At 75.8% G+C, this 22,525-nt stretch carries 24 protein-coding genes; 15 read left to right on the top strand and 9 right to left on the bottom strand.

Annotated elements, in window-relative coordinates:
- The first annotated feature begins 15 nt into the window (after positions 1 to 15).
- The 4 genes from K0V08_RS01855 (at position 16) to K0V08_RS01840 (ending at position 3,618) form a co-directional block, all read left to right on the top strand.
- Positions 16 to 993 carry a ring-cleaving dioxygenase gene (locus tag K0V08_RS01855; RefSeq protein WP_079532617.1) on the top strand — a complete coding sequence of 326 codons (978 nt, stop codon included), beginning with the start codon at positions 16 to 18 and terminating at the stop codon, positions 991 to 993.
- Positions 990 to 1,613: an alpha/beta hydrolase gene (locus K0V08_RS01850; RefSeq protein ID WP_079532615.1), complete on the top strand. Its 624-nt coding sequence runs from the start codon at positions 990 to 992 to the stop codon at positions 1,611 to 1,613. Before K0V08_RS01855 ends, K0V08_RS01850 begins: the two co-directional genes overlap by 4 nt.
- Before the next feature lie 160 nt (positions 1,614 to 1,773).
- On the top strand, positions 1,774 to 1,989 hold the full coding sequence (locus tag K0V08_RS01845) for a hypothetical protein (RefSeq protein ID WP_128516947.1): 216 nt from the start codon (positions 1,774 to 1,776) through the stop codon (positions 1,987 to 1,989).
- 138 nt (positions 1,990 to 2,127) lie between these two features.
- Positions 2,128 to 3,618 (top strand): Stk1 family PASTA domain-containing Ser/Thr kinase, encoded by a 1,491-nt coding sequence (locus tag K0V08_RS01840; protein WP_079532610.1) that lies wholly within the window; start codon positions 2,128 to 2,130, stop codon positions 3,616 to 3,618.
- Here the strand turns inward: K0V08_RS01840 and K0V08_RS01835 are convergent.
- Complete coding sequence (locus K0V08_RS01835; RefSeq protein WP_079532607.1) at positions 3,615 to 4,244, bottom strand: helix-turn-helix domain-containing protein; 630 nt, start codon at positions 4,242 to 4,244, stop codon at positions 3,615 to 3,617. The genes K0V08_RS01840 and K0V08_RS01835 overlap by 4 nt on opposite strands.
- Positions 4,245 to 4,291: 47 nt before the next feature.
- Between K0V08_RS01835 and K0V08_RS01830 the strand changes: the two genes are divergently transcribed.
- The 3 genes from K0V08_RS01830 (at position 4,292) to K0V08_RS01820 (ending at position 7,837) form a co-directional block, all read left to right on the top strand.
- Positions 4,292 to 5,149, top strand: a complete 858-nt coding sequence (locus K0V08_RS01830; RefSeq protein WP_079532605.1) for a class I SAM-dependent methyltransferase — start codon at positions 4,292 to 4,294, stop codon at positions 5,147 to 5,149.
- Positions 5,150 to 5,246: 97 nt separating this feature from the next.
- Positions 5,247 to 5,984 (top strand): hypothetical protein, encoded by a 738-nt coding sequence (locus K0V08_RS01825; protein ID WP_079532602.1) that lies wholly within the window; start codon positions 5,247 to 5,249, stop codon positions 5,982 to 5,984.
- A 92-nt stretch (positions 5,985 to 6,076) separates the two neighbouring features.
- Positions 6,077 to 7,837, top strand: coding sequence for a DEAD/DEAH box helicase (locus K0V08_RS01820; RefSeq protein ID WP_012037911.1), 1,761 nt, complete (start codon positions 6,077 to 6,079; stop codon positions 7,835 to 7,837).
- A 92-nt stretch (positions 7,838 to 7,929) separates the two neighbouring features.
- On the opposite strand, the gene K0V08_RS01815 is transcribed toward K0V08_RS01820, so the two are convergent.
- Positions 7,930 to 8,124: a hypothetical protein gene (locus K0V08_RS01815; RefSeq protein WP_079532599.1), complete on the bottom strand. Its 195-nt coding sequence runs from the start codon at positions 8,122 to 8,124 to the stop codon at positions 7,930 to 7,932.
- Positions 8,125 to 8,294: 170 nt separating this feature from the next.
- On the opposite strand from K0V08_RS01815, the gene K0V08_RS01810 reads away from it, so the two are divergent.
- Together K0V08_RS01810 and K0V08_RS01805 are read left to right on the top strand one after the other, a co-directional pair.
- On the top strand, positions 8,295 to 8,861 hold the full coding sequence (locus K0V08_RS01810) for a GNAT family N-acetyltransferase (RefSeq protein ID WP_079532597.1): 567 nt from the start codon (positions 8,295 to 8,297) through the stop codon (positions 8,859 to 8,861).
- Positions 8,858 to 9,709, top strand: a complete 852-nt coding sequence (locus K0V08_RS01805) for an alpha/beta fold hydrolase (RefSeq protein WP_079532595.1) — start codon at positions 8,858 to 8,860, stop codon at positions 9,707 to 9,709. The genes K0V08_RS01810 and K0V08_RS01805 overlap by 4 nt, the downstream gene beginning before the upstream one ends.
- A gap of 10 nt (positions 9,710 to 9,719) precedes the next feature.
- Here the strand turns inward: K0V08_RS01805 and K0V08_RS01800 are convergent, their stop codons facing one another.
- Entirely contained in the window at positions 9,720 to 11,036 is a 1,317-nt protein-coding gene (locus K0V08_RS01800) for a carboxylesterase family protein (protein WP_079532593.1), read from the bottom strand.
- A 77-nt stretch (positions 11,037 to 11,113) separates the two neighbouring features.
- Here K0V08_RS01800 and K0V08_RS01795 point away from each other — a divergent pair, with 77 nt between their 5' ends.
- Positions 11,114 to 11,740, top strand: a complete 627-nt coding sequence (locus K0V08_RS01795) for a TetR/AcrR family transcriptional regulator (RefSeq protein ID WP_012037905.1) — start codon at positions 11,114 to 11,116, stop codon at positions 11,738 to 11,740.
- 31 nt (positions 11,741 to 11,771) lie between these two features.
- Here K0V08_RS01795 and K0V08_RS01790 read toward each other — a convergent pair whose 3' ends face one another.
- Positions 11,772 to 12,209: an arsenate-mycothiol transferase ArsC gene (locus K0V08_RS01790; protein WP_012037904.1), complete on the bottom strand. Its 438-nt coding sequence runs from the start codon at positions 12,207 to 12,209 to the stop codon at positions 11,772 to 11,774.
- A gap of 110 nt (positions 12,210 to 12,319) precedes the next feature.
- Between K0V08_RS01790 and cmtR the strand changes: the two genes are divergently transcribed.
- Together cmtR and K0V08_RS01780 are read left to right on the top strand one after the other, a co-directional pair.
- On the top strand, positions 12,320 to 12,673 hold the full coding sequence (cmtR, locus tag K0V08_RS01785; protein WP_012037903.1) for a Cd(II)/Pb(II)-sensing metalloregulatory transcriptional regulator CmtR: 354 nt from the start codon (positions 12,320 to 12,322) through the stop codon (positions 12,671 to 12,673).
- The gene (locus K0V08_RS01780) at positions 12,670 to 13,374 is read left to right on the top strand and encodes a cation efflux transmembrane domain-containing protein (protein ID WP_079533723.1); all 705 of its coding nucleotides are present in this window, start codon (positions 12,670 to 12,672) and stop codon (positions 13,372 to 13,374) included. Before cmtR ends, K0V08_RS01780 begins: the two co-directional genes overlap by 4 nt.
- Before the next feature lie 57 nt (positions 13,375 to 13,431).
- Here K0V08_RS01780 and K0V08_RS01775 read toward each other — a convergent pair whose 3' ends face one another.
- Positions 13,432 to 16,785, bottom strand: a complete 3,354-nt coding sequence (locus K0V08_RS01775; RefSeq protein WP_231689092.1) for a sialate O-acetylesterase — start codon at positions 16,783 to 16,785, stop codon at positions 13,432 to 13,434.
- Between the two features lie 380 nt (positions 16,786 to 17,165).
- On the opposite strand from K0V08_RS01775, the gene K0V08_RS01770 reads away from it, so the two are divergent.
- Positions 17,166 to 17,681, top strand: coding sequence for a DUF3817 domain-containing protein (locus K0V08_RS01770; RefSeq protein ID WP_227325233.1), 516 nt, complete (start codon positions 17,166 to 17,168; stop codon positions 17,679 to 17,681).
- A 10-nt stretch (positions 17,682 to 17,691) separates the two neighbouring features.
- On the opposite strand, the gene K0V08_RS01765 is transcribed toward K0V08_RS01770, so the two are convergent.
- From K0V08_RS01765 to K0V08_RS01750, 4 genes are all read right to left on the bottom strand, one after another.
- A complete protein-coding gene (locus K0V08_RS01765; RefSeq protein WP_079533719.1) occupies positions 17,692 to 18,354 on the bottom strand; it encodes a YitT family protein in 663 nt (220 codons plus the stop codon).
- Positions 18,355 to 18,497: 143 nt separating this feature from the next.
- A complete protein-coding gene (locus K0V08_RS01760; protein WP_079532589.1) occupies positions 18,498 to 19,019 on the bottom strand; it encodes a hypothetical protein in 522 nt (173 codons plus the stop codon).
- A 58-nt stretch (positions 19,020 to 19,077) separates the two neighbouring features.
- Positions 19,078 to 19,656: a hypothetical protein gene (locus tag K0V08_RS01755; protein WP_079532586.1), complete on the bottom strand. Its 579-nt coding sequence runs from the start codon at positions 19,654 to 19,656 to the stop codon at positions 19,078 to 19,080.
- A 153-nt stretch (positions 19,657 to 19,809) separates the two neighbouring features.
- Positions 19,810 to 20,709, bottom strand: coding sequence for a siderophore-interacting protein (locus tag K0V08_RS01750; protein WP_079532584.1), 900 nt, complete (start codon positions 20,707 to 20,709; stop codon positions 19,810 to 19,812).
- A 103-nt stretch (positions 20,710 to 20,812) separates the two neighbouring features.
- Here K0V08_RS01750 and lipB point away from each other — a divergent pair, with 103 nt between their 5' ends.
- Entirely contained in the window at positions 20,813 to 21,514 is a 702-nt protein-coding gene (lipB, locus tag K0V08_RS01745) for a lipoyl(octanoyl) transferase LipB (RefSeq protein WP_079532582.1), read from the top strand.
- The gene (gene lipA / locus K0V08_RS01740; RefSeq protein WP_079532579.1) at positions 21,511 to 22,506 is read left to right on the top strand and encodes a lipoyl synthase; all 996 of its coding nucleotides are present in this window, start codon (positions 21,511 to 21,513) and stop codon (positions 22,504 to 22,506) included. The genes lipB and lipA overlap by 4 nt, the downstream gene beginning before the upstream one ends.
- Positions 22,507 to 22,525: the final 19 nt, after the last annotated feature.

The following is a 22,525-nucleotide window of genomic DNA, read 5'->3' as shown; positions in this document are numbered from 1 at the left end:
CGGAAGGAGCGCCTCATGACCGCCAGCACCCAGGGACTGCATCACGTGACCGCCATCGGCGGCGACCCGCAGCGGAACGTCGACTTCTACGTGCGCGCGATGGGCCTCCGGCTCGTCAAGCGCACCGTCAACTTCGACAGCCCCGGCAGCTACCACCTCTACTACGGCGACACCGAGGGCCGACCCGGATCCCTCCTCACCTTCGTCCCGTGGAAGGGCGTGCCCGCGGGCCGCGTCGGCGCGGGCCAGTCCACGACGACCGCGTTCTCCGTCCCCGCCGGGAGCCTCGGCTGGTGGACCGCGCACCTGCGCGAGGTCGGCGTCGCCTCGTCGATCTCGTCGACCGGATCCGAGGAGGAGCGCCTCTCGCTCCGCGACCCCGACGGCCTGCAGATCGACCTCGTCGCCTCATCCGTCGCCGACCCGCGCGCGCCGTGGGATTCGGCCGACGTGCCCGCCGAGCACGCGATCCGCGGCCAGCACTCCTCGGTGCTCACGGTGCGGGATCCCGCGGGCACGGCGTCCGTCCTCACCGACGACCTCGGGCTCCGGCTCGTGGACGAGCGCGACGGACGCTTCCGCTTCGCCGCGGGCGACGGCGGACCGGGCGCGATCGTCGACCTCGTCGCCGACCCGGGCGCGCAGCAGGGCCTCACCGCCGGCGGAACCGTGCACCACGTCGCGTTCCGCGTGCCCGGCCGCGTCGAGCAGCAGGCGTGGCGCGACGAGCTGGTGGATCGCGGGCACCAGGTGACGCAGATCCTCGACCGGCAGTACTTCACCTCCATCTACTTCCGCGAGCCCGGCGGCGTGCTGTTCGAGATCGCGACGGACACGCCCGGCTTCGACATCGACGAGCCGCTGCTCGAGCTCGGCCGCAGCCTCCGGCTCCCGCCGTGGCTGGAGCCCAGCCGCGCCGACATCGAGGCCGCGGTGCCGCCGCTGCGCCTGCCCGACGAGGAGCCCGTGCCGGCCGGAGGATCCGCCGCGTGAGCGCGCTCCTCGACGCGACGCCCCACGAGTTCCAGCCGGGCGCGGGCACCGGCCCCGTGATCCTCGGCCTCCACGGCCCGGGCGCCGACGAGCGGCAGGGACTCGAGCTCGCGCGGCTCCTGGCGCCCGGCCAGCCCGTGCTGGCACCGCGCGGGAGCGTCCGCGAGGGATCCGCCGCCCGGTGGTTCCGCCGCCACGCGGAGGGCGTCTTCGACGTCGACGACGTGGTCGCGCGCGCGGCGGATCTCGCCGGCCTGGTCGCCGAGGCCCGCGCTGCCTACGCCCTGGGAGACCGGGAGATCCTCGCCGTCGGGTTCTCGAACGGGGCCAACATGGCGCTGGCGACCACGCTGCTGCACCCGTCGGCGCTGACCTCGACGATCGCCTTCTCCGCGCGCTGGCCGCTCGGCGACCGGGAGCCGGCCGCCGACCTGTCGGGGGCGCGGATCACGCTGCTCAACGGCGACGCGGACGCGATGGCCCCGCTCGTCGACGTGGAGCGGACGGCGCGCGAGGCCGATGCCCGCGGCGCCGACGTCTCCTCGCACGTGCGACCGGGCGGGCACGGGCTCGACGCGCGCGACCTCGACGCGGCCCGCGCGCGGATCCGCACCCACTGACCACCGGAGCGCCCCTCCCGACCGTCCCGCGGGGCCGGCCCCGCGTCTCCCCCCTCGGGACGAGGCGCGGGGGCCCCGAGGAGGACGCGCGCGCACGGCGGGTCCGCGAGCCTGGGTGCACCGCCCGCCCGGGCGGTGAGATCAGGAGGATCCCGTGCCCGTGTCCGTCTCCCCCACCGTCGCCCGCGCCAGCGCCCCGACTCCGACCCCGGCCGCGGCCGCCCCGCTCCCGGGCGATCCCGTGTGCGTGGCCTTCGCGGGCAGCGCCGACGGCTTCCGCCACGCCGGCACACGCAGCCTCGCGGTCGACCTCGCGCCGCTCCTGGCCGCGGCGAGCGCCACTGCACCGGTGGCCGACGCACCGCTCGCCGCCTGACTCCTCGTGCCGCGCCCCTGATTGGGGGTGCCGGAGGCCGCACGGCGACGCGCCCGGGCTACCCGGCCGGCCGAGCGCCGCCTAATCTGGGCGGAAGGGCAGTTCCCTCACCTGAGGAACGCTCTCCTGAGGAGCACCATGTCGTCGACCCCGCCGCCCGTCTCCCCGACGTCGGTCACCCCGTCGTCCGACGAGCCCGGCTGGTTCGGCGACGGCGAGGGCAACCAGCGCTTCTGGGACGGCGCCCGCTGGACGTCGCTCGTCTCCAGCCGCCGCGTCTTCCCGGGCCGCGCGTCGTCGACGCCCGAGCCCAAGCTGATCTCCGAGTCGCCGCTGCCCGAGGACTACGCGCCCGGGGCCGCCCCGCTCGCCCCGCCCGCCGGATCCGCCGTCGACGCCTCGGTGGACGCCGGACCAGCCGGGGCTCCGCTCGCGCCGCCCACGGGTGCGCCCGTCGCGCCGCCCGCGGGATACCCGATGGCCCCGCCGACCGGTGCGCCCGTCGACCCTCCCGCCGGTCTCCCGATGGCCCCGCCGACCGGTGCGCCGCTCGGCGCTCCCGCGCCGCGCACCTCCTCCGTGGCCGGCAGCTTCGCGCCGCCGCGTCCGGCCACGAGCGCCGCGTCCGCCCCCACGCCCCGCGCCGCCGCGACCGCGCCGGCCCTCCGCGGCCGCAGCACCTGGCCGTGGGCCGCGCTCGCGGTCGCCGCGGTGCTCGTGGTCGCCGCCGCGGTCATCGCCGGGATCCCCGGCCTCCTCATCGCGCTCGGCGTCGTCGCCCTGGTCGCGGGGCTCATCCCCCTGATCCGCAGCGGCGCCGCATGGATCCCCGGCGTCCGCACGCGCGCCACCGGCGGCGTCGCGGCCGGCCTCGCCCTCGTCCTCATCGCGGGCGGCGCGGTCGCCTCCACCCTCCGAACGCCGACCGACGAGGTCGCGGACCCCGACACCATCGAGATCTCCGACTCGCGTCCCGTGCCGGACGCGACGGATCCCGCCAACCCGCTCCCGATCTCCGCGGACGGCCTGGTCGAGATGGTCGACGTGACCCGCATGACCGGCGCCGACGCCGGCGACACGCTCGCCGCGTCCGGCTTCGGCATCGCGTTCGCGGGCGCGGGCGGCGGCGCGTTCGTGCGCCAGGACGTCGGCATCGTGGCGAGCCAGGACCCGGCGGCCGGCACGCGCGTCGCGCCCGGCACGGTCGTGACCCTCACGCTCGCCACCGCGGCTCCCGAGCGCATCGCGCTCCCGGTCGTGCCGAAGGCGCCGAACATCCCGTCGCGTCCCGGCACGCGGCCGGGCACGGGGACGTTCACCCCGGGCACCGGCGGCGGCAACAGCGGTGGCGGCGGCACGAATCCCGGAACGCCGTCGAACCCCGGCACCGGTGGCGGCTCGCCCTCGAACCCGGACCCGACGACGCCGGCGGACCCCGATCCCCAGCCCGAGCCGACGACGGACCCGCCCACGGTGCCGACGCCCGACCCGACCACGCCCGCGCCCGTGGATCCCGAGCCGTCGCCCGAGCCCCCGGTCGAGAGCCCGGAGCCGACGACGCCGCCCGCCCCGCCGGAGCCGGAGACGCCGGTCGAGCCCGTGCCCGAGACGCCGCCCGCCGAGGGCTAGCCCTCCGTCGGGTCGTCTCCCGGGTGCGCCTCGTGCGCGGCGGGAGCGACCCCCGTCGTCCGCAGGTGCGCGCGCTGCCCGTCGCGGTCGAGGATCGTCAGGATCTCGACCACGCCGCGGTGCGCGCCGATGGCGTGCGGCACCATGGTCGAGAACTCGGCGGCGTCGCCCGCCTCCACGAGGATCGTCCGCTCGCCCAGTTGGAGCCGCGCGGTGCCCGAGAGCACCGTGAACCAGTCGCGGCCGGGGTGCACGCCGAGCTGGTCCACCGGCACGGGCCGCGTCGGCGTCATGCGCATCTTCGCGACGAACGGGCCGGAGCCGCTGGCTCCGCCGCGCGACAGGATCCACATCGTGCGCCCCGCCTCCGAGTCCGCCTGGGGGCGGATCACGACGTCGGCGTCGTCGCCCGACTCGATGAGCGCGTCGAGCGACGTCTCGAGGGCCTGCGCGATGGGCACGAGCTGGTCGAGGGCGATGCGCCGGTGACCGGTCTCGATGCGGCTGAGCGTCGACGGGCTGAGGAAGCACCGGGCCGCGAGCGCGTCGAGCGACCAGCCGCGGGCCTCGCGGAGGCTCCGGATGCGCTGGCGGACGAGGGCGTCGACATCGGGCTCTTGCGTCATGGGCAAGATCGTATGCGCCTGCGGCAGCAGTGCACCACCCTGGATGCATGACCCACCCGCACCACGCCCACGGCCCCGCCGACCCGTCGCTCGCCCGCATGCTCGACCTCGACGCCCGGATCCTGCACGGCCACCAGCGCGAGCTCACCGCCTGGGTGCGCCGCCTCGCGCGCGACACCGCCGGCCGCGTCGTCGTCGACCTGGGCGCGGGGACCGGCACCGGCACGGTCGCGCTCGCGTGGCGCTTCGACCGGGCCGAGGTGCACGCCGTCGACGCGAGCGCCGCGATGCTCGACCGGGTCACCGAGCGCGCGGTCGTCGACGGCCTGGCCGACAGGATCCGCACCGTGCACGCCGACCTCGACGCGGACTGGCCCGCGCTGCCGCCCGCAGATCTGGTGTGGGCGTCGCTCGTGCTGCACGAGGTCGCCGACCCGGCCGGGCTCCTCGCGCGCGTCCACGACGGCCTCGCGCCGGGCGGCCTGCTCGCCGTCGTCGAGATGGACGGCCCGCCGCGCTTCCTGCCCGACCGTCTCGATCCCGCGCTCGGCCGCCCGGGCCTCGCCGACCGCCTCGACGGCGCCGTCACGCACGGAGGCACCGGCGGCCCGTCGCACCCGGACTGGGCGCCGTGGCTGCGCGACGCCGGCCTCGTCGACGTCGCGACGCGCGTCTTCCGCGTCGACCCCGACCCGGCGGATACGATCGCCGCCGCCGCGACCCTCCCCTACGCACGAGCGTGGCTGGCCCGCCTCCGCGACCGCGCCGCCGACCGCCTCGACGCCGGCGACCGCGCGGCCCTCCACGCCCTCCTCGACGACGACGGCCCGCACGCCCTGGCGCGGATCCCGGGCGTCGCCCTCCGCGGCACCCGCACGGCCTACGTCGGGCGCCGGCCGCGCTGACCGTCCGCCGCGTGGGCGCCTCCTGGAATTCACCAGGTGGGGAGACTCGACGCCCTCCCGTCACCCGCGGAGGCGGCGGATGCGGTACTGCTGGGCCATGAGCCTGATCGAGCGCCCGCTCCCCATCCCCGCGCACCGCCGCGCATCCGCCGCGTGGCGCGTCATCGCGGCCGCCCTGCTCGCGGCCTCCGCGGCCCTCCAGCTCCACGCCTCCACCGCGCGTTGGATCACCGCCGCCGCATCGTGGGACGACCCGGAGGCGGGGGTGCAGGACGGGCGGTTCGACCACTCGTTCCCCTCCCGCGACTGGGTCCCCCTGGGCGACGCCGCCGAGACCCACGGCGTCGGGATGCTCCTGCTCGCCCTCGCGGTGCTCGCGGTCGCGCGGGCCGTGCGGATCACGGGCGCGACCGGCGCGCTGGGCGTCGCGCTCGTCGCGGGATCCTTCACGGCGATCGGGACGAACGCTCTCGTCGCCGGGCTGACGGGGACCGCGACGCCCCTGGGCGACGCCTACCTCCCCCTGCATCTCCTGGGCCTCGCCGGGGCGGCGGTCGTCGCGGTGGCGGTGCGACGGGGACGCGCGCCGGGCGGGACGGCGTGGGACGCGCTCGGGACGGTGCTGATCCTCGGCAACGGCCTCATCGGACAGCTCCTGGCCCTCCTCGCCATCGCCCCGGCGATCTGGGGCGGGAGCTACTCCGACACGCCGATCCACACGGAGAGCGTCGTCGCCACCAGCACGGCCTGCGCCGCCGTCGCCATGCTGATCGCCGCGGTGCTCGCGCGCCACCGCGGACACGTCCCCGCACCCGACCTCGTCCCGGCCGCCTGACGCGGTCGGCGGAGGAGCGGGCGACGCCGGGATCGCCAGCCGATCCGCATGCCGTGGGGCCCGGGGTGCCCCCGACCCCCTACCGTTGAGGCATGAGCACTGACGACACCGCATCCACCCCCGACGCGGACGCCGCCCCCCGCACGACCTTCAGCGACCTCGGTCTCTCCGACCAGGTGCTCAAGGCACTCAAGGACGTGGGCTACGAGACGCCCTCCGCGATCCAGGCGGCCACGATCCCCTCCCTCCTCTCCGGCCGCGACGTCCTCGGCGTCGCGCAGACCGGCACCGGCAAGACGGCCGCGTTCGCGCTGCCGATCCTCTCCAACCTCGACGTGTCCCAGAAGACCCCGCAGGCCCTCGTGCTCGCGCCCACCCGCGAGCTCGCCCTCCAGGTGTGCGAGGCGTTCGAGCGCTACGCGTCCGGCATGCGCGGCGTGCACGTGCTCCCCGTCTACGGCGGCCAGGGCTACGGCGTGCAGCTGTCGGCGCTCCGCCGCGGCGTGCACGTGGTCGTCGGCACCCCCGGCCGGATCATGGACCACCTCGACAAGGGCACCCTCGACCTGTCGCAGCTGAAGTTCCTCGTGCTCGACGAGGCCGACGAGATGCTCAAGATGGGCTTCGCGGAGGACGTGGAGACGATCCTCGCCGACACCCCGAAGTCGAAGCAGATCGCGCTGTTCTCGGCGACGATGCCCGCGCAGATCCGCCGCATCTCGGGCAAGTACCTGCAGGACCCCGAGGAGATCACGGTCAAGAACAAGACCACGACCTCCGCGAACACGACTCAGCGGTACCTGATGGTGTCGTACCCGCAGAAGGTCGACGCCCTCACGCGCATCCTCGAGACCGAGAACTTCGAGGGCATGATCGTGTTCGTCCGCACCAAGAACGAGACGGAGACGCTCGCGGAGAAGCTGCGGGCCCGCGGCTACGCGGCAGCCGCCATCTCGGGCGACGTCGCGCAGGCGCAGCGCGAGCGCACGGTCGAGCAGCTCAAGAACGGCAAGCTCGACATCCTCGTGGCCACCGACGTCGCGGCCCGCGGGCTCGACGTCGACCGGATCAGCCACGTCGTCAACTACGACATCCCCATCGACACCGAGTCGTACGTCCACCGCATCGGCCGCACGGGCCGCGCCGGACGCAGCGGTGCGGCGATCAGCTTCGTCACGCCGCGCGAGCGCCGCCTCCTCACCGCCATCGAGAAGGCCACGCGCCAGCCGCTCACCGAGATGCGCATGCCGAGCGCCGAGGACGTGAACGTGACGCGCCTCTCCCGCTTCGACGACGCGATCACCGCGGCCCTCGCCGACCGCGAGCGCCTCGATGCGTTCCGCGACATCGTGGGCCACTACGTGAACCATCACGACGTCGTCGAGTCCGACGTGGCCGCCGCGCTCGCCATCGTGGCGCAGGGCGACACGCCGCTCCTGCTCTCGGCCGACGACCTCCGCCCGCCGCGCGTCGAGCGCGAGCGCCGCGACGACCGCCCGGGCCGCGACGGCGACGAGCGCGGCGAGCGTCGCGCCCGTCCCGCGCGCGGCAGCGGCAACATGGCGACGTACCGCATCGACGTCGGCCGCCGTCACCGCGTGGAGCCGCGCCAGATCGTCGGCGCGCTCGCCAACGAGGGCGGCTTCAGCCGCGAGGACTTCGGCCACATCGACATCCGCCCCGACTTCTCGCTCGTCGAGCTGCCGGCGGGGCTGCCGCAGGACCGGATCGACAGGCTCGCGAGCACGGTCATCAACGGCCGTCCGATCGACATCCGCCCCGACCGCGGCGGCCCCCGTGCCGCCGAGCGCGGTGCGGCCCCGGAGCGTCGCGGGCGGAAGCCGCGCGACTGATCCGCTGACCGCACTGACGGCCCGTCCCCTTCCGCAGGGGGCGGGCCGTCTTCGTCTCGCATGTGGCGTGCGCACCTCGCTGCGCGTCGCTCTCAGCGGCGGGGCCTCCGGCGCTGGACGCGTCGCATGGGGACGTAGGCCACCCCGATCCCCGTGGCCGCGACGCAGAGGGCCCGCCCGCGGATGTCCTCGAAGTCCGAGGTCGCGAGCAGGATCACCCCGGCGATCAGCAGCCCCACCGTGATCACGAGGGTCGTGGCGAAGATGATGCGGTGCCGAGTCGTCATCGCGTCCCGCTCCCGTCATCGTCCGTCGGCACAGCGCCGTAGGAGGAGATGATGACGCGGACCCGCGTCGCAGCGCCAGAGCATGCCGCCCATCGCGCGCGCTGCCCCGGCGTCGTGCAGCGACGCGGCCGCGACGGAGCGGTGATCTGGCGCTCCGGTAGCGTGGCGCGATGGATCCCGTCACCCTCCGCACCCCGCGACTGACGCTCCACCCGCCCGCGGTCGACGACGTCGACGCGATCACGGCCGCGTGCCAGGACCCGGCGATCCAGCGCTACGTGCCCGTCCCCGTGCCGTACGCGCGCGAGGACGCGGTCTCCTACGTCACCGAGTTCTGCGCCCTCGGCTGGGCGTCGGGCGACCGCCTGACCTGGGCCGTGCTCGAGGGTGGCCAGCTCGTGGGCACCGTGGGGCTGCACGCCATCGCGGACGCTGCCGCCGAGATCGGGTACTGGCTGGCACCCGGGGCGCGCGGCCGCGGGATCATGCGCGAGGCCGCGGCGGCGGTCGTCGACCACGGGTTCGATGCGTCCGCGGGGCTGGGCCTCGCGCGGATCGGGTGGCGCGCATATGCCGGGAACACCGGATCCGCCGGCGTCGCCCGCGCGCTCGGCTTCCGCTTCGAGGGCGTCGCCCGCCTCGGTGCGATGGGTCGCGACGGTCGCGAGGACGACTGGCTGGCCGGCCTCCTCGCGACCGACGACTGGACGCCGCAGCCGTGGACGGTACTCGCGTGAGGGACGGCCTCCTCGGGGGCGACGTCACGGTCACGACGCCGGACGGCCGCCGCCTCCGCGCGATGGTCGCCGGGACCGGCGACGACCTCGTGGTCCTGGAGGCGGGCCTCGGCGGCAGCGGGCTGACATGGGGGCTCGTGCACGGGATCCTCGCGCGCACCCACCGCGTCGTCGCGTACGACCGCGCCGGGCTCGGTGACAGCGACACGGATCCCGCGCCGCGCGACCTCGACCGGCTCGCCGACGACCTGGAGGCGGTGATCGCCGCGTTCCCGCATCGCCGACTGGTGCTCGCCGGGCACAGCTGGGGCGGGCCGGTCGTGCGCGTGGTGGCGGCGCGGCGGATCGCGCGCGGGCTGCCAACCGCCGGCGTCGTGCTGGTGGATCCCAGCGACGAGCGCGCCCGCGGCTACGGCTCCGCCGCCGCGCGCATCGGCTTCGCTACGCAGGCGGCCTTGGTCGTCCCGCTCGCGCGGCTCGGGCTCCTGCGACGGCTGCACCGGATGGCGCTGGCCGGCCTGCCGGAGCCGCTCCTCGCGGCGGCCGCCGACGCCGCCGGCTGGGTGCGGGCGGCGCGCGCGACCGCCGCCGAGCAGCAGCACCTGCTTCCGGGCCTCGCGGGGCTCGTCGGATCCACCTCCCCGCTCCCCGGCATCCCCGTGCGCGTGATCTCGGGCACGGCCTCGAGCCCGCTCACCCGCGGCCAGCGGCGCGACCTCGTGCGCGCGCACCGGTCGTCCGCGGCGGCCTTCGAGCAGGGCGCGTGGATCCCGGCACCGCACTCCGAGCACATGGTGCCCGTGACGGATCCGGACGTGGTCGCCACGGCCATCCACCACCTGCTCTGAGGTCGGGAGCTCAGCCGCGCACGCGCCGCAGCTCGAGCACGCCCGGGATCAGCTGCCGCGTCGGGATGCGCCCGCGCGCGAAGTCGCCCCACACCTGCCGCACCCGGCGGGCGTCGCGCTGGATGCCGTCCCAGTCGCCGCCGCCGAGGAGGCCGGCGCCGCGCCACGCCTCCTCGTCGCCGAAGAGCAGCGGCAGGTCCACGGTGTGCGCGGCGCCGAACGGGCTGCCGGGCGCCGACCAGCGGATCACGTAGCGGTGCGCCGTGCCGCCGGCGCGCGCGTGGCGTCGGGCGAAGCGGCGACCGGGGACGCCGTAGACGATCCCCGTGACCGCGGCGACGGCCGCGCGACGCACGAGCGGGCCGGCCACCGGGAGCCGCGTGAGGCGCGCGAGCCACGGGATCCCCGGCAGGAAGAGCCGCGCCTCCTCGGCCGTGTTGCCGATGAGCACGTCCACGCCGGGCGCGGCGGCGTCCCAGGCCGCGTCGATCCCGGACTCGGGTGGCAGCGGCGCGTGCCCGTACTGCGTGCCGAACGGCATCGCCCCGAGCAGCCCGAACGGCACGGCGGCGCGCTCGACCTCGGCCTGCCGCGCGAGCACCTCCGCCACGGGCATCTCGGCCGTGAGCCCGCGGGAGGCGCGCGCCATCGCGGCCGCCATGCGGCGTCGGCCCCGCGAGATGCCGAGCGGCGCGCTCTGCACGATCGCCCGACGGAAGAGCCCGGCCGCCTCGGGCACGGCCATCAGATGCGCGACAGCGTCACCGCCCGCCGACTGCCCGAACGCTGTGACGCGGTCTGGGTCCCCGCCGAACGCGCGGATGTTGCGCGCCACCCAGCGGAACGCCTCCAGCTGGTCGAGGAGGCCGAGGTTCGCCGGCCGGTCGCGGCCGTCGCCGAGGTATCCGAGGAGCCCGAGCCGGTAGGTGACCGTGACGACCACCACGCGCTGCTCGGCGACGAGCGGCGCGGGATCCATGATCGGCACGTCGCCCGCACCGGACACGTACGAACCGCCGTGGATCCACACCATCACCGGCAGCGCGTCGTCCGGCCGCACGTCGCGCGGCATCGTGACGGAGACGCGCAGGCAGTCCTCGTCGACGGCGAGGCCCGCGAAGCTGCCGAGCACGGCGTCGAGCTCCTCCATGGGCGGCTGCGGGCACGCGGGCGCCCACGAGGTCGCGGCGCGGGGCTCCGTCCAGTCGGGGTGCGGGACCGGCGGCGCGAAGCGGGCGGCCGTGGCGTACGGGATCCCGGTCGCGCGGACGACGTCGCCGTCCGTCCAGCCGACGACGGGGCCGCAGGGCGGCGAGAAGGCGCTCATCCGCTCGACGCTACCGTTCGGGAGGCGTTCGCCGGGAGGCCCACGGGCACGTCGGATCCCGGTGCTACCGTGACGCCATGCCGCGCCTGATCGACCACGCCCGCCGCGAGGACGAGCTCGCCGAGGCGGTCTGGCGGGTCATCCGGCGCGACGGCGCGAGCGGCGTCTCGGTCCGCACGGTCGCCGCCGAGGCGGGCCTCTCCACCGGATCCCTGCGCCACAGCTTCCCCAGCCGCATCGACCTCGTCGCCCACGCCACCGGACTCGTCGCCCGGCGCATCGACGGCCGCATCCGGAGCCGCCGCACCGATCCGGACGCGCGGCGGCGGGCCGTGCGGATCCTCGCGGAGCACCTGCCGCTGGACGACGGACGACGGGGAGAGGCCGAGGTCACGGCCGCGCTCCTCGCCGACGCGGCGTCGCACCCGCGGCTGCGCGAGGTGCGAGCCGCCGCGCACGCGGCCGCACGCGAGACCTGCCTCGAGCAGCTCGCGCAGCTGCGCGCAGCTGGCCTGCTCCGGCCCGACGCGGATCCCGAGGCCGAGGCCGACCACCTGCAGGCGCTGCTCGCGGGCCTGGCGCTGCAGCTGCTCGTGGAGGAGCCGGATCCGGCCCGCAGCGCCCGCGCGCTCGGCGTGCTCGAGCGGCACGTGGACGCGCTCGTCGCCCGCCGGGTCGACCGGCCGGCGCACGTCGACGCGTAGCCCGCGTCGACCAGCCGCCGCGCGTCGGGGCCTAGCGCGCCGCCGGGTCGCCCTCGACGCCGCCGAGCCGGGCGCGCAGCTCCTCGACGCGCGCGCGGATGTCGTCGCGCACGAGCCGCATCCGCTCCATGCCGTCGATGCCGCGCTCGGACGGCTCGTCCGTGATCCACGTCTCGATCGCGACGTCCTGGTCGCCGTCCACGTGCGCCTCCGCGCCGAGCACGACCACGAGGTCGGCCTCGCGCACCATGTCGTCGGTGAGCGGCTTCGGGCGCTCGCCCGCCACGTCGATGCCGAGCTCGGCGAGCGACTCGACCGCGAGCGCGTTCAGCGAGGTGCCGGGATCCGTGCCCGCCGACGTGACGGCGACCGCGTCGCCCGCCGCCTGCCGCATGAGGGCGGCCGCGAGCTGGGACTTGCCGCCGTTGCGGGCGCAGACGAAGACGACGTGCGGGATGCGCTCGGCCATGGATCCTCCGGTCGGGACGTCGCCCGCGGGTGGGGCGTCCTCCTGATCCTGGCAGACCGTCACAGCCCCGCCACTCGACATCGGTACAGCCATCGCTGTACCGTCGTCGCATGCCCACCCTCGCTCCGCGCCTCGACGTCATGACCCGGCTCGGCCGTGCGCTCGCGGATCCGACCCGGGCGCGGATCCTCATGGAGCTGCTCGACGGCCCCGCCTACCCCGCGCTCCTCGCCGAGACGCTCGGCCTCACGCGCCAGAACGTCTCCAACCACCTGGCGTGCCTGCGCGGCTGCGGCATCGTGCGCACGGTGCCCGAGGGGCGCAGCACGCGCTACGAGATCCAGGATCCGCGCATCGCCCGCGGGCTCGGCGCGCTCGTGGAGGTCGTGCTCGCGGTGGACGACGACCGGGCGTGCGTGGACCCGGCGCTCTGCGACCCCGGCTGCTGCGCGGCGGGCGCATGAGCGGCATCGCCCCGGCGCCGGGACTCACGATCGCGCGCCGCGACGTGCTGCGCCGCCGCATCCGCTGGATCGTCGCGGGCACCATCGCGTGGAACACGGTCGAGGCCGTGGTCGCGCTGACGGCCGGCGCCGTCGCGTCGTCCACCGCGCTCGTCGCGTTCGGGCTCGACTCGATCGTGGAGGTGCTCGCCGCGTCCGCCGTCGCGTGGCAGTTCTCCGCTCCGGATCCGGAGGCGCGCGAGCGCACGGCCCTCCGGCTGATCGCGGTGTCGTTCCTCGGGCTCGCGGCCTACGTGAGCGTGGACGCCGTGCTCGCGCTGGCGGGCGGATCCGAGGCGCGCCCGAGCACCACGGGCATCGTCCTCGCGGCACTGAGCCTCGCCGTGATGCCGGCCCTGAGCCTGCTCGAGCGCCGCACGGGCACCGAGCTCGGCTCCGCGAGCGCGGTCGCCGACTCCCGGCAGACCCTCGTGTGCGCGTGGCTGTCGGCCGCGCTCCTCGTCGGGCTGCTGCTCGACGCCGGGCTGGGCTGGTGGTGGGCGGATCCCGTCGCAGGGCTCGCGATCGCCGCGTTCGCCGTCCGCGAGGGCCTCGAGGCGTGGCGCGGCGACGCGTGCACCGTGCCCGTCGGCGCGCTCACGGGCGAGCGGCAGGCCGACGCGGACGCCGACGCCGACGCCCACCGCGACGCCTGCTGCTGACGCCCGAGCCCTCCGGACGGCAGGCGGCCGGTCATCGCGTGCGGCCGCCCGCCTCCCCTACTTCGACAGCTGCACCGCGCCCGTGGCCCGCTGGTAGGCGGCGAAGTACTTGTCGCCCATGGCCCGGGCACCGGCCGCCGTGTAGTGGATCGAGTCCTCGGCCCTGCTGTAGCCCGCGGCTCCCGGGATGTACGACACGTTCGCACGCAGCGCGGGCATGCCCTGCTGCGCGGTGTCGATGGCCTGGCGCAGCGTCGACACGTTCAGCCACTCGGGCACCATGCCGCCGATGAGGAACGGCACCGCGCCGTACCGCGTGTTCAGCCGGTCGACGAGGTCGAGCAGCATCGACTGGTAGCCGGCGGCGTTCGTGCGGGTCGCGTCGGACTCGCCCTGGGCCCAGACGACCGCGACGAGGCGGTTGTCGGGATCCTGCGCGAGCGCGGCGTCGATCTGCCCGAGCGCGCGGGTGAACAGGTTGATGCGCGACCGGGTGTCGGCGGGGTTCCACGCGTAGGTGCCGTCGCCCGTCATCGAGGTGGACGCCATCGCCGCGGGGACGAGCAGCACCTTCCGGCCCGGGCGGGCGTCGGCGAGCATGTGCCGACCGAGCTCCATCCCGGGGCCGACGGCCTGCACGCCGCCGGAGGTGGTCCAGGTGGTCACGTGGCTCAGCGAGTCCTTGGCGGGCACGATCTGCCCGGCCTTGGCGCCGCTGCCGGCGAGCTGGTCGAGGCCGGGCACGCTGACGTCGATGGACGGATCCCAGCCGGTGCCGACGCCCTGCGCGTTCGACTGGCCGAGGATCACGACGACGTCGTAGCCCTCGCCTGTCGACGCGATCTGGCGCGGCACGGACGTGCGGGACGTCGGCGCGACGCCGTCGGCCCGCCCGGTGACGGTCACGGTGACCTGCGATCCGGCATCACGCGGAGCGGGCACGTAGGTCGACGCGGTGCGGCCGGGGACGACGACGCCGTTGCGCTTCCACACGTAGGAGAGCGCGGTGGCCTCGGGGGTCCACGCGGGCGTCTCGGCCGTGAGGGTGGATCCCACGCTCGCGTCACCCGTGATGGTCGGGCTCGGCGTGTCCGTGAACGGCTGGTCGTCGGGCGACGGCGCGGGCTCGGCGGGCGGCACGTCGAGGGCGTCGACCACGACGGCGGTCGGCTCGCTCGTCACGCTCGTGGCCTTGTAGCCGGAGCGCGTGCCGGTGACCGTCACGGTGATCCGCGACCCGGCGTCCGCGCGGCGCACCGTGTACGTCGCGTCGGTCGCGCCGAGCACGGTCACGCCGTCGCGGGCCCACGCGTAGGCGTACGCGGTGGCCTCCGGAGTCCATGCGGGCGTCTCGACCCGCAGGGGGCTGCCGGCGACGGGCGATCCCTGGATCACGGGCGTCGTCGTCGCCTCGAACGGGACGGACGGCGCGGGCGGCGGCGGCGTGACGGGCGTCGCGACGACGGCGACGCCGGGGCTCGTCACGGTCTGCGTGACATACCCGGTCTTCGTGCCGGTGACGGCGACCGAGATGCTCGTGCCCACGTCGCTCGCGACGACCCGGTAGCTCGCGCCGGTCTGGTCGGGGATCGCGACGCCGTCGCGCAGCCACGCGTAGGAGAAGGACGGCCACGGCGACCACGTGCCGGACTTCGCATTGAGCGTGTAGTCCACGCGGCCGAGGCCGGTGATGGACGGGGTGCCGACGGTCTCGAACGCGACGTCGGGGGCGGGCGTCGGGTCCGGCGTGGGCACGGTGGGCTCCGGCGTCGACTCGGGCAGGGGCACGAGGAGGCCGTCGCTCGGGAGCGCCTGCGTCACGTACCCGGTCTTCGTGCCGGTGACGATCACGGCGATGGTGGTGCCCTGGTCGCCCTCCTGCACGCGGTAGGTGACGGCGGTCTGGCCGTCGATGGCGACCCCGTCGCGGGTCCACTGGTAGGAGAAGGTCGGCCAGGGCGTCCAGACCCCGGCGCGCGCGGACAGCGTGAATCCGACGCGGGCGGTGCCGGCGATGGTCGGGGTGGCGGCCGCCGAGAACGGCGCGTCCTCGGCCGGGGCGGTGGGCTCCGGGGTCGGGACGGGCGTCGTCGCGGTGGGCGTCGGCGTCGGCGTGCCCGGCGTCGCGGTGGGTGTCGGCGCGGGCGTCGTCGGGGCCGGGGTGGGCGTCGGCGTGCTCGCGGCCGGGACCTGGAGCTCCGCGCTCGTCAGCGACTTCGTCGCGTAGCCGGTCTTCGTGCCCGTCACGGTGACGCTGATGCGGGATCCCGCGTCCCCGGCCTGCACGCGGTAGGTCACGCCGGTCTGGCCGGCGATCACGACCCCGTCGCGCAGCCATGCGTAGGAGAACGTCGGCCACGGGGTCCACACCCCGGCGCGCGCGGACACCGTGAATCCGACGCGCGCGGTGCCAGCGATGGTGGGCGTCGCGGCGGCTGTGAAGGGCGCGGCGGCGGGCGTCGTGGGCGCCGGGGTCGGCGCGGTCGTGGGGGCGACCGTCGGGGTCGGGGTGGGCGTCGGGGTGGGCGTCGGGGCCTGCGTCGGCGCGACAGTCGGGGTCGGGGTCGGCGTGGGCGCCTGCGTCGGCGCGACAGTCGGGGTCGGGGTCGGCGTGGGCGCCTGCGTCGGCGCGACCGTCGGGGTCGGCGTCGGAGCCGTCGGCGGCGTGGCCGTCGGCGTCGGGGCGGGCACGCTCATCGCGTCGCTCGTCCGGGTCGTCGTCGAGTACCCCGTCTTCGTGCCGGCGACGGTCACGGCGAGGTCCGCACCGCGGTCCGCCTCGGCGACCCGGTAGGTGACGCCGGTCTGGCCGGCGATCAGCACGCCGTCGCGGGTCCAGGCGTAGGAGAAGGTCGGCCACGGAGTCCAGGTGCCGGACCGCGCGGTGAGCGTGAAGCCCACCTGCGGGGATCCGGCGATGGTGGGCGCCGGGGCGGCGGTGAACGGCGCGACGACGGGCGTCGGGACGGTCGCGGTCGGCGCGCTCGTCTGCGTGCTCGTGTCGTAGCCGGAGCGGCTGCCGGTGACGGCGACCGTGATGACGGATCCCGCGTCGGCGGCGCGCACCGTGTACGCGGTGCTCGTCTGCCCGCTCACGGGCACGCCGTCGACGAGCCACGCGTACGTGCTCGTCGTCGCGGCGGGGGTCCAGCGCGCGGTGGTGGCGAGGAGACGCTGGCCGATGACGGCCTTGCCGGTGATGACGGGCGCGGGCGTCGCGGTGAACGGCGCCGCTGCGGCGGTCGCCTGCAGCAGGCGCATCATCGACGCGGTGGTCGGCGCACCGTCGGTCGCGGCCGGCTGCACGACGCTCGTGCCGGGCGCGATGACGCGCGCGGTCGACGCAGCGGTGCCCGCCGTGGCGGCCTCGGCCGGAGCCGCGGTCGGCTCCACGGCGACGAGCAGCGTCACCCCGAGGCTGAGCCCCGTGACGGCGGCGATGAGTCGTGCGCGTGCGGATGCGGTGCGCGTCCCCCGTGTCGAGGCACGGCGGACGGCAGAGTGGTGCTCCCCCAATTGATCCCCCCAGATCGTCGAGGCGAATTCCGCCTCATGTGGAAATGGTCGCACAGCGCCACGGTGATGCGTGACACGTGTCCGGTGAGGACCTCGCGCACGCCCCGCTCACAGGCGATGCACATGCCCCACGCACGGCCGCAGCGGTCCCGCCCCCCCCCCCGCTCGCCCGTGCCGGATCGCGTCCCAGCTCCCGCCCGACGCCGCCCCGTACCCTGGCCTCGACCTGCCCCGCCCGTCGGATCCCCGTGGATCCCCCTGCCCCGGAAGGCCCCATGACGAACGCCCCGCACCCCGACGCCGCCCCGCCCGCCGAGCCCGGGGCCCGCCCTGGGGGGTCGGCCGTCTCCCCCGCCGCTGCCGGCTCCGCGCCGGCCACCGGATTCGCGGCGCTCGTGCGCGGCACGCGCGATCGCTCCGACCGACCGTCGCGCCTCGGACGCCTCTTCGCCGTGGTCGCGATCGTCGAGGCGATCACGTGGACCGGCCTCCTCGTCGGCATGTTCCTCAAGTACGTGACGGAGACGACCGAGCTCGGCGTCTACGTCTTCGGCCGCCTGCACGGGGTCGCGTTCGTGCTCTACGTGATCGTCACGGCCGTCGCCGCGATCCGCCTCCGGTGGGGGTGGAAGCCGGCGCTCCTCGCGGGCGTCGCGGCGATCCCGCCGCTCGCGACGCTGCCGCTCGAGGTCGGGCTGCGTCGCCGCGGGTACCTGCGCCAGCCGGCCGACGCGGTCGACGGATCGGCGCCCGCGGGAGCCGCGCCGGGCGGCGCCACCTCACGCGGCTGACCGCCGCGGATCAGATCCCGGTGTAGCGCCCCGGCCGGTGGTTGAGCGCGAGCACCAGGTTGAGCAGCACCGCGCCGAGCGCCGACATCACGACGCCGCCCACGGACACGACCGTGAGGCCCAGCAGGATGACGACCACGTCGAGGATCATCTGCGCGTACCCGGCCCGGAACCCGAACCGCTCCTGCACGATGAGCGCGACGATGTTGAACCCGCCGAGGCTGGATCCGTGCCGGAAGACCACCAGCAGCCCGATCCCCACGAGCAGGTTCCCCGCCAGCACGCCGTAGACCGGCTGCAGCTCGAGCCCGGTGACCATGGCGGGGTGCAGCGTCGAGAACAGCGACACGAGCGCGACCGAGATGGCCGTGCGGATCGTGAACCGCCACCCCTTCTTCCACACCGCGAGCGCGAAGAACGGCGCGTTGACCACGAAGAACAGCACCCCGAACGGCAGCACGCCCGTGTAGCTCAGCAGCAGCGCGAGACCGGCGGTGCCGCCCGTGACGGCGCCGGCGTCCCGCAGCAGGAACAGGCCGAACGAGGCGACGAAGGTGCCGGTGAGGATCCCCAGCACGTCCTCGATCACGGAGTGCGGGATCCCCGCGGTCGACGGCTCGTCGGGCGAGGGGGCGATCGGCGTGGGCAGGGGCTCGGACGCGGAAGCGGTCATGGCGGTCTCCGGGGTGGGGGGACGGGATCCGCGCGGGCGGTCGTGCCGCATCACGCGCAGGGAACAGCATGGCGGATCCGTGGGGTGCCGGAGGACGCGGCGCGGGCGCGCGCTCCCGGCTCCGCCGCCCGGACGCTGCGGTCTCAGCCGAACGGCTCCTCGAAGGGCCCCACGTCGAAGAACGCGACGGGCCCCTTCCTCCGGCGACCGGAGATCGAGCCGAACGACAGGCGCTGCCATCGCGTCAGGCGCTCCCAGGAGCGGTCGGAGTGCCGGACGAACCACGCCCTCGCCTCCTCCCATGCCTCGGGGGACGCGTCCCACCGGACGTCGAGCGCGGTGGTGACGACGTCGATGAGACCGCCCTCTGGGCCCGGCAGGAACCCCGAGTCGGGCATGGTCACCATCCAGTCGTCCTCGCCGCCGTACCGCAGCTCCTCGGGGAGCACCAGGCGGTAGGCGTCGGGACCGAGCTCGTCGTCCCCGTACATGGTCCGGGCCATAACCCACGGGTGCGGGTAGCCGGGCAGCCGGATGCGCCCGGCGATCCCGGCCGGCAGCCAGTCCTCGTACGGCGGGACCGCGGTGCTGCGCAGGAAGGAGCGGGGGGCGTACGGCGCGAACTCGACGGGGATGCGGGGGCGCCGTCGCCAGGGGAGGATCACGACGACCGCCCCGCATCGTGCGCGCGGGCGCACCGGCGGCGGCCTGCCGCCTCGGCCATCACCCCTCCGCCCGCGCCCGTGCAGCGGCGAGCCGCTCGGAGCGCGAGGGATCGCGCAGGGGCTCGCCGTCGTCGTCCACGAGCTGCCCGGGCGCCGCGCAGGCGTCGAGCGGGGCGATGCGGCGGGCCAGAGGCGGGCCGGTCTCCGAGCGACCGATCACCGGGATCCTGAGCCGCGACGCCGCGATGCGCGCACCGCGGGCGAGCAGGCGGCGGCGGGTGCTGCGGCGGACGGTGTCGACGACGTCGACGGCCACCTGCACCACGTCCGTCTGCCACTGCATGGACAGCGCCAGCGGGAAGGAGAGCAGGTGCTCGCGCACGTCGGCGAAGTCGCGCAGGCCGCGGAAGCCTCCGCGCAGCTCACGCGGGATCTCGCGCATGCGGTACGCCGACTGGTCCGGCCACTCCCGGCGGCAGGAGGCGGCGTTCCCGACGGCGGTCTCGAGCGCGGTCACGTCGTCCGCCAGCTCGTCGAGCTCAGCGGTCCAGAGGGCCCAGCGGGCCCGCCACGGCAGGAGGCGGAACGACCCGCTCACCCACATGGACGACACGGTTCCGTCGTCGTCGATCCACATGATGCGCTCTTCCGGGTCAGCGACATGCGCTGTCGGCGAGCGGGCCGGCCTCGGGCGGAGGACGCCTCGGGAGGCACGACCCCGGTGAGCATAGGGAGCCCGCGGCGCACGGTGGGGGACGCGTCCACAGGCGGCTCCTCCTCCGGGGCGCCCTCACTCCGCGAAGATCGCCCCCACCGACTCGCGCTTCTCCGCCTGGAAGCGGTCCTCCGCGCGGCCGAGCGCCCAGTAGGCGGAGAGCGAGAGGGCACGGCGATCGAGGCCCCAGCCGTCCTGCAGGAGCGCGCGGATCTCCTTGATCGCGCCGCGCTCGCCGTGCGCGAAGACCTCGACCTCGCCGTCCGGCCGCTCGATGACGCGCACCGCGTCGACGAGCGGCGCGCCCGGCACGGCGCCCGGCGTGCGCGAGCGGTGGATCCAGCGCAGCTCCACGCCCGCCGGGTGCGCGAGCGGGAGCTCGTCGGCGGGCCCGTCCACCTCGACGACCGCCACCCCGCGCGCGTCAGCCGGCATCGCGGCGAGCGCCGCGGCGATCGCGGGCACGGCCGAGTCGTCCCCGATCAGCAGCCGCGCGACCGCGGGATCGTCGGTCGGCCGGAACAGGCCGCCGGGACCGCTCGCCGCGATCAGGTCCCCGGGCTGCGCGGTCGCCGCCCACGGACCTGCGAGTCCCTCGTCGCCGTGCACCACGAAGTCGATCGCGCAGGTGCCCGCGGCCGGATCCGCGTGGCGCAGCGTGTAGGTCCGCACGGCGGGCAGCGCCTCGGGCGGCAGCGTCTCGCGCAGGGCGGGGAGGTCGAACGGCGGCACGACGCCGGATCCCGGCTGCGGCAGCATGAGCTTCACGTAGGCGTCGGTCGCGGCGAGCCGCTCGGGGACGGCCTGCTCGAGCAGCGCCCGCGTCCCCTCCCCGCCGAGGTGCACGCGGACGAGGTGCGGGCTGAGGCGCTCCGTGCGGAGCACCTCGAGGACGTGCTGCGCGCGCGGAGCGCGGACGGGACGGTCGGCGGCGGGAGGGGCGGGCGGGGCGGCGGGTGCGGCGGAGTCGGTCATCGAGGATCCATCCTCCGCTCCCCCGCGTCCCCGGGCAACGTCCCGTCGCGTCGCGCGCCGCCCGGGCGTCGGTGCCCGCTGGCAGTGCGCCTACACTGGCCGCGTGGTCGACATCGTCGTCACGGGGCTAAGCGCCAACTCCGTGCCGTACATCGAGGCCCTCGAGCGTCAGCGTGCCCTGCATGCCGACGTCGTCGCGGGCCGGGCGCAGGACACCGTCATCCTCCTCGAGCACCCCAGCGTGTACACCGCGGGGAGACGCACCGAGCCGGAGGACAGGCCGCGCGACGGCACGCCCGTCATCGACGTCGACCGCGGCGGACGCATCACCTGGCACGGGCCGGGGCAGCTCGTCGGCTACCCGATCGTGCGGCTGCCCGAGCCCCTCGACGTCGTGGCCCACGTGCGCCGCCTCGAGGGGGCGCTCATCGCCCTCCTCGCCGACCTCGACGTCGCGTCGTACCGCGTCGACGGCCGCTCCGGCGTCTGGATCCGCGGCGCAGCCCCCGACGGGAGCCCCCGCGACGAGAAGGTCGCCGCCATCGGGGTCCGCGTCGCCGAGCGGGTCACGATGCACGGCTTCGCCCTCAACTGCAGCAACGCGTTCGACGCCTACGACTGCATCGTCCCGTGCGGCATCCGCGACGCCGGCGTCACCTCGATCAGCCGCGCCATCGGCCGCACGGTCACGCCCGCCGACGTCGTCCCCCTCCTCCGCCCGCACCTCGTGCGCGCCCTCTCCTCGAACGGATCCGCCATGCCCGCCACCGCTCCCCTCTCCTCCGTCGCCGGAGCCCGCGCATGACCGCCGCCACCGCACCGGACGGCCGCCGCATGCTCCGCCTCGAGGTCCGCAACGCCGAGACCCCCATCGAGCGGAAGCCCGGCTGGATCAAGACGACGGCCCGCATGGGGCCCGAGTACCAGGCGCTCCAGCAGCTCGTGAAGACGGAGGACCTGCACACCGTCTGCCAGGAGGCGGCCTGCCCGAACATCTACGAGTGCTGGGAGGACAGGGAGGCCACGTTCCTCATCGGCGGATCCCAGTGCACGCGCCGGTGCGACTTCTGCCAGATCGACACCGGCAAGCCGGCCGACTACGACACCGACGAGCCCCGCCGCGTGGCCGACTCGGTGCGCCGCATGGGCCTCCGCTACGCGACGGTGACGGGAGTGGCGCGCGACGACCTGCCCGACGAGGGCGCGTGGCTGCACGCCGAGACCGTGCGGCGGATCCACGCCGACAACCCGGGCACGGGCGTCGAGATCCTCGCGACCGACTTCTCCGGGAACCCCGACCTGCTGGCCGAGGTCTTCTCCTCCCGTCCCGAGGTCTTCGCGCACAACGTGGAGACGGTCCCGCGCATCTTCAAGCGGATCCGCCCGGCGTTCCGGTACGAGCGCTCGCTCGACGTGATCACGCAGGCGCGGGACGCGGGCCTCATCACGAAGTCGAACCTCATCCTCGGCATGGGCGAGACGCGCGAGGAGGTCTCGGAGGCGCTCGTCGACCTGCACGACGCGGGCTGCGACATCATCACGGTCACGCAGTACCTCCGCCCCTCGCCGCGGCACCTGCCCGTCGCGCGCTGGGTGCGGCCGGAGGAGTTCGTGGAGATCAAGGCGGAGGCGGAGGCGATCGGGTTCCTGGGCGTGCTCGCCGGCCCGCTCGTGCGCTCGTCGTACCGCGCGGGTCGCCTGTACGCGCAGTCGATGCGGGCGAAGGGCCGGGAGCTGCCGGAGGGTCTCGCGCACCTCGCGGATCCCGCGAACGGCTTCGCGCAGGCCGTCGGCTGACCCCGCCTGCCCCTCCCCG

This window comes from Clavibacter michiganensis (assembly GCF_021216655.1).
Classification (GTDB): Bacteria; Actinomycetota; Actinomycetes; order Actinomycetales; family Microbacteriaceae; genus Clavibacter; species Clavibacter michiganensis.
Note: the sequence above shows the minus strand (reverse complement) of the source record. Positions and strands in the feature narration are given on the sequence as shown.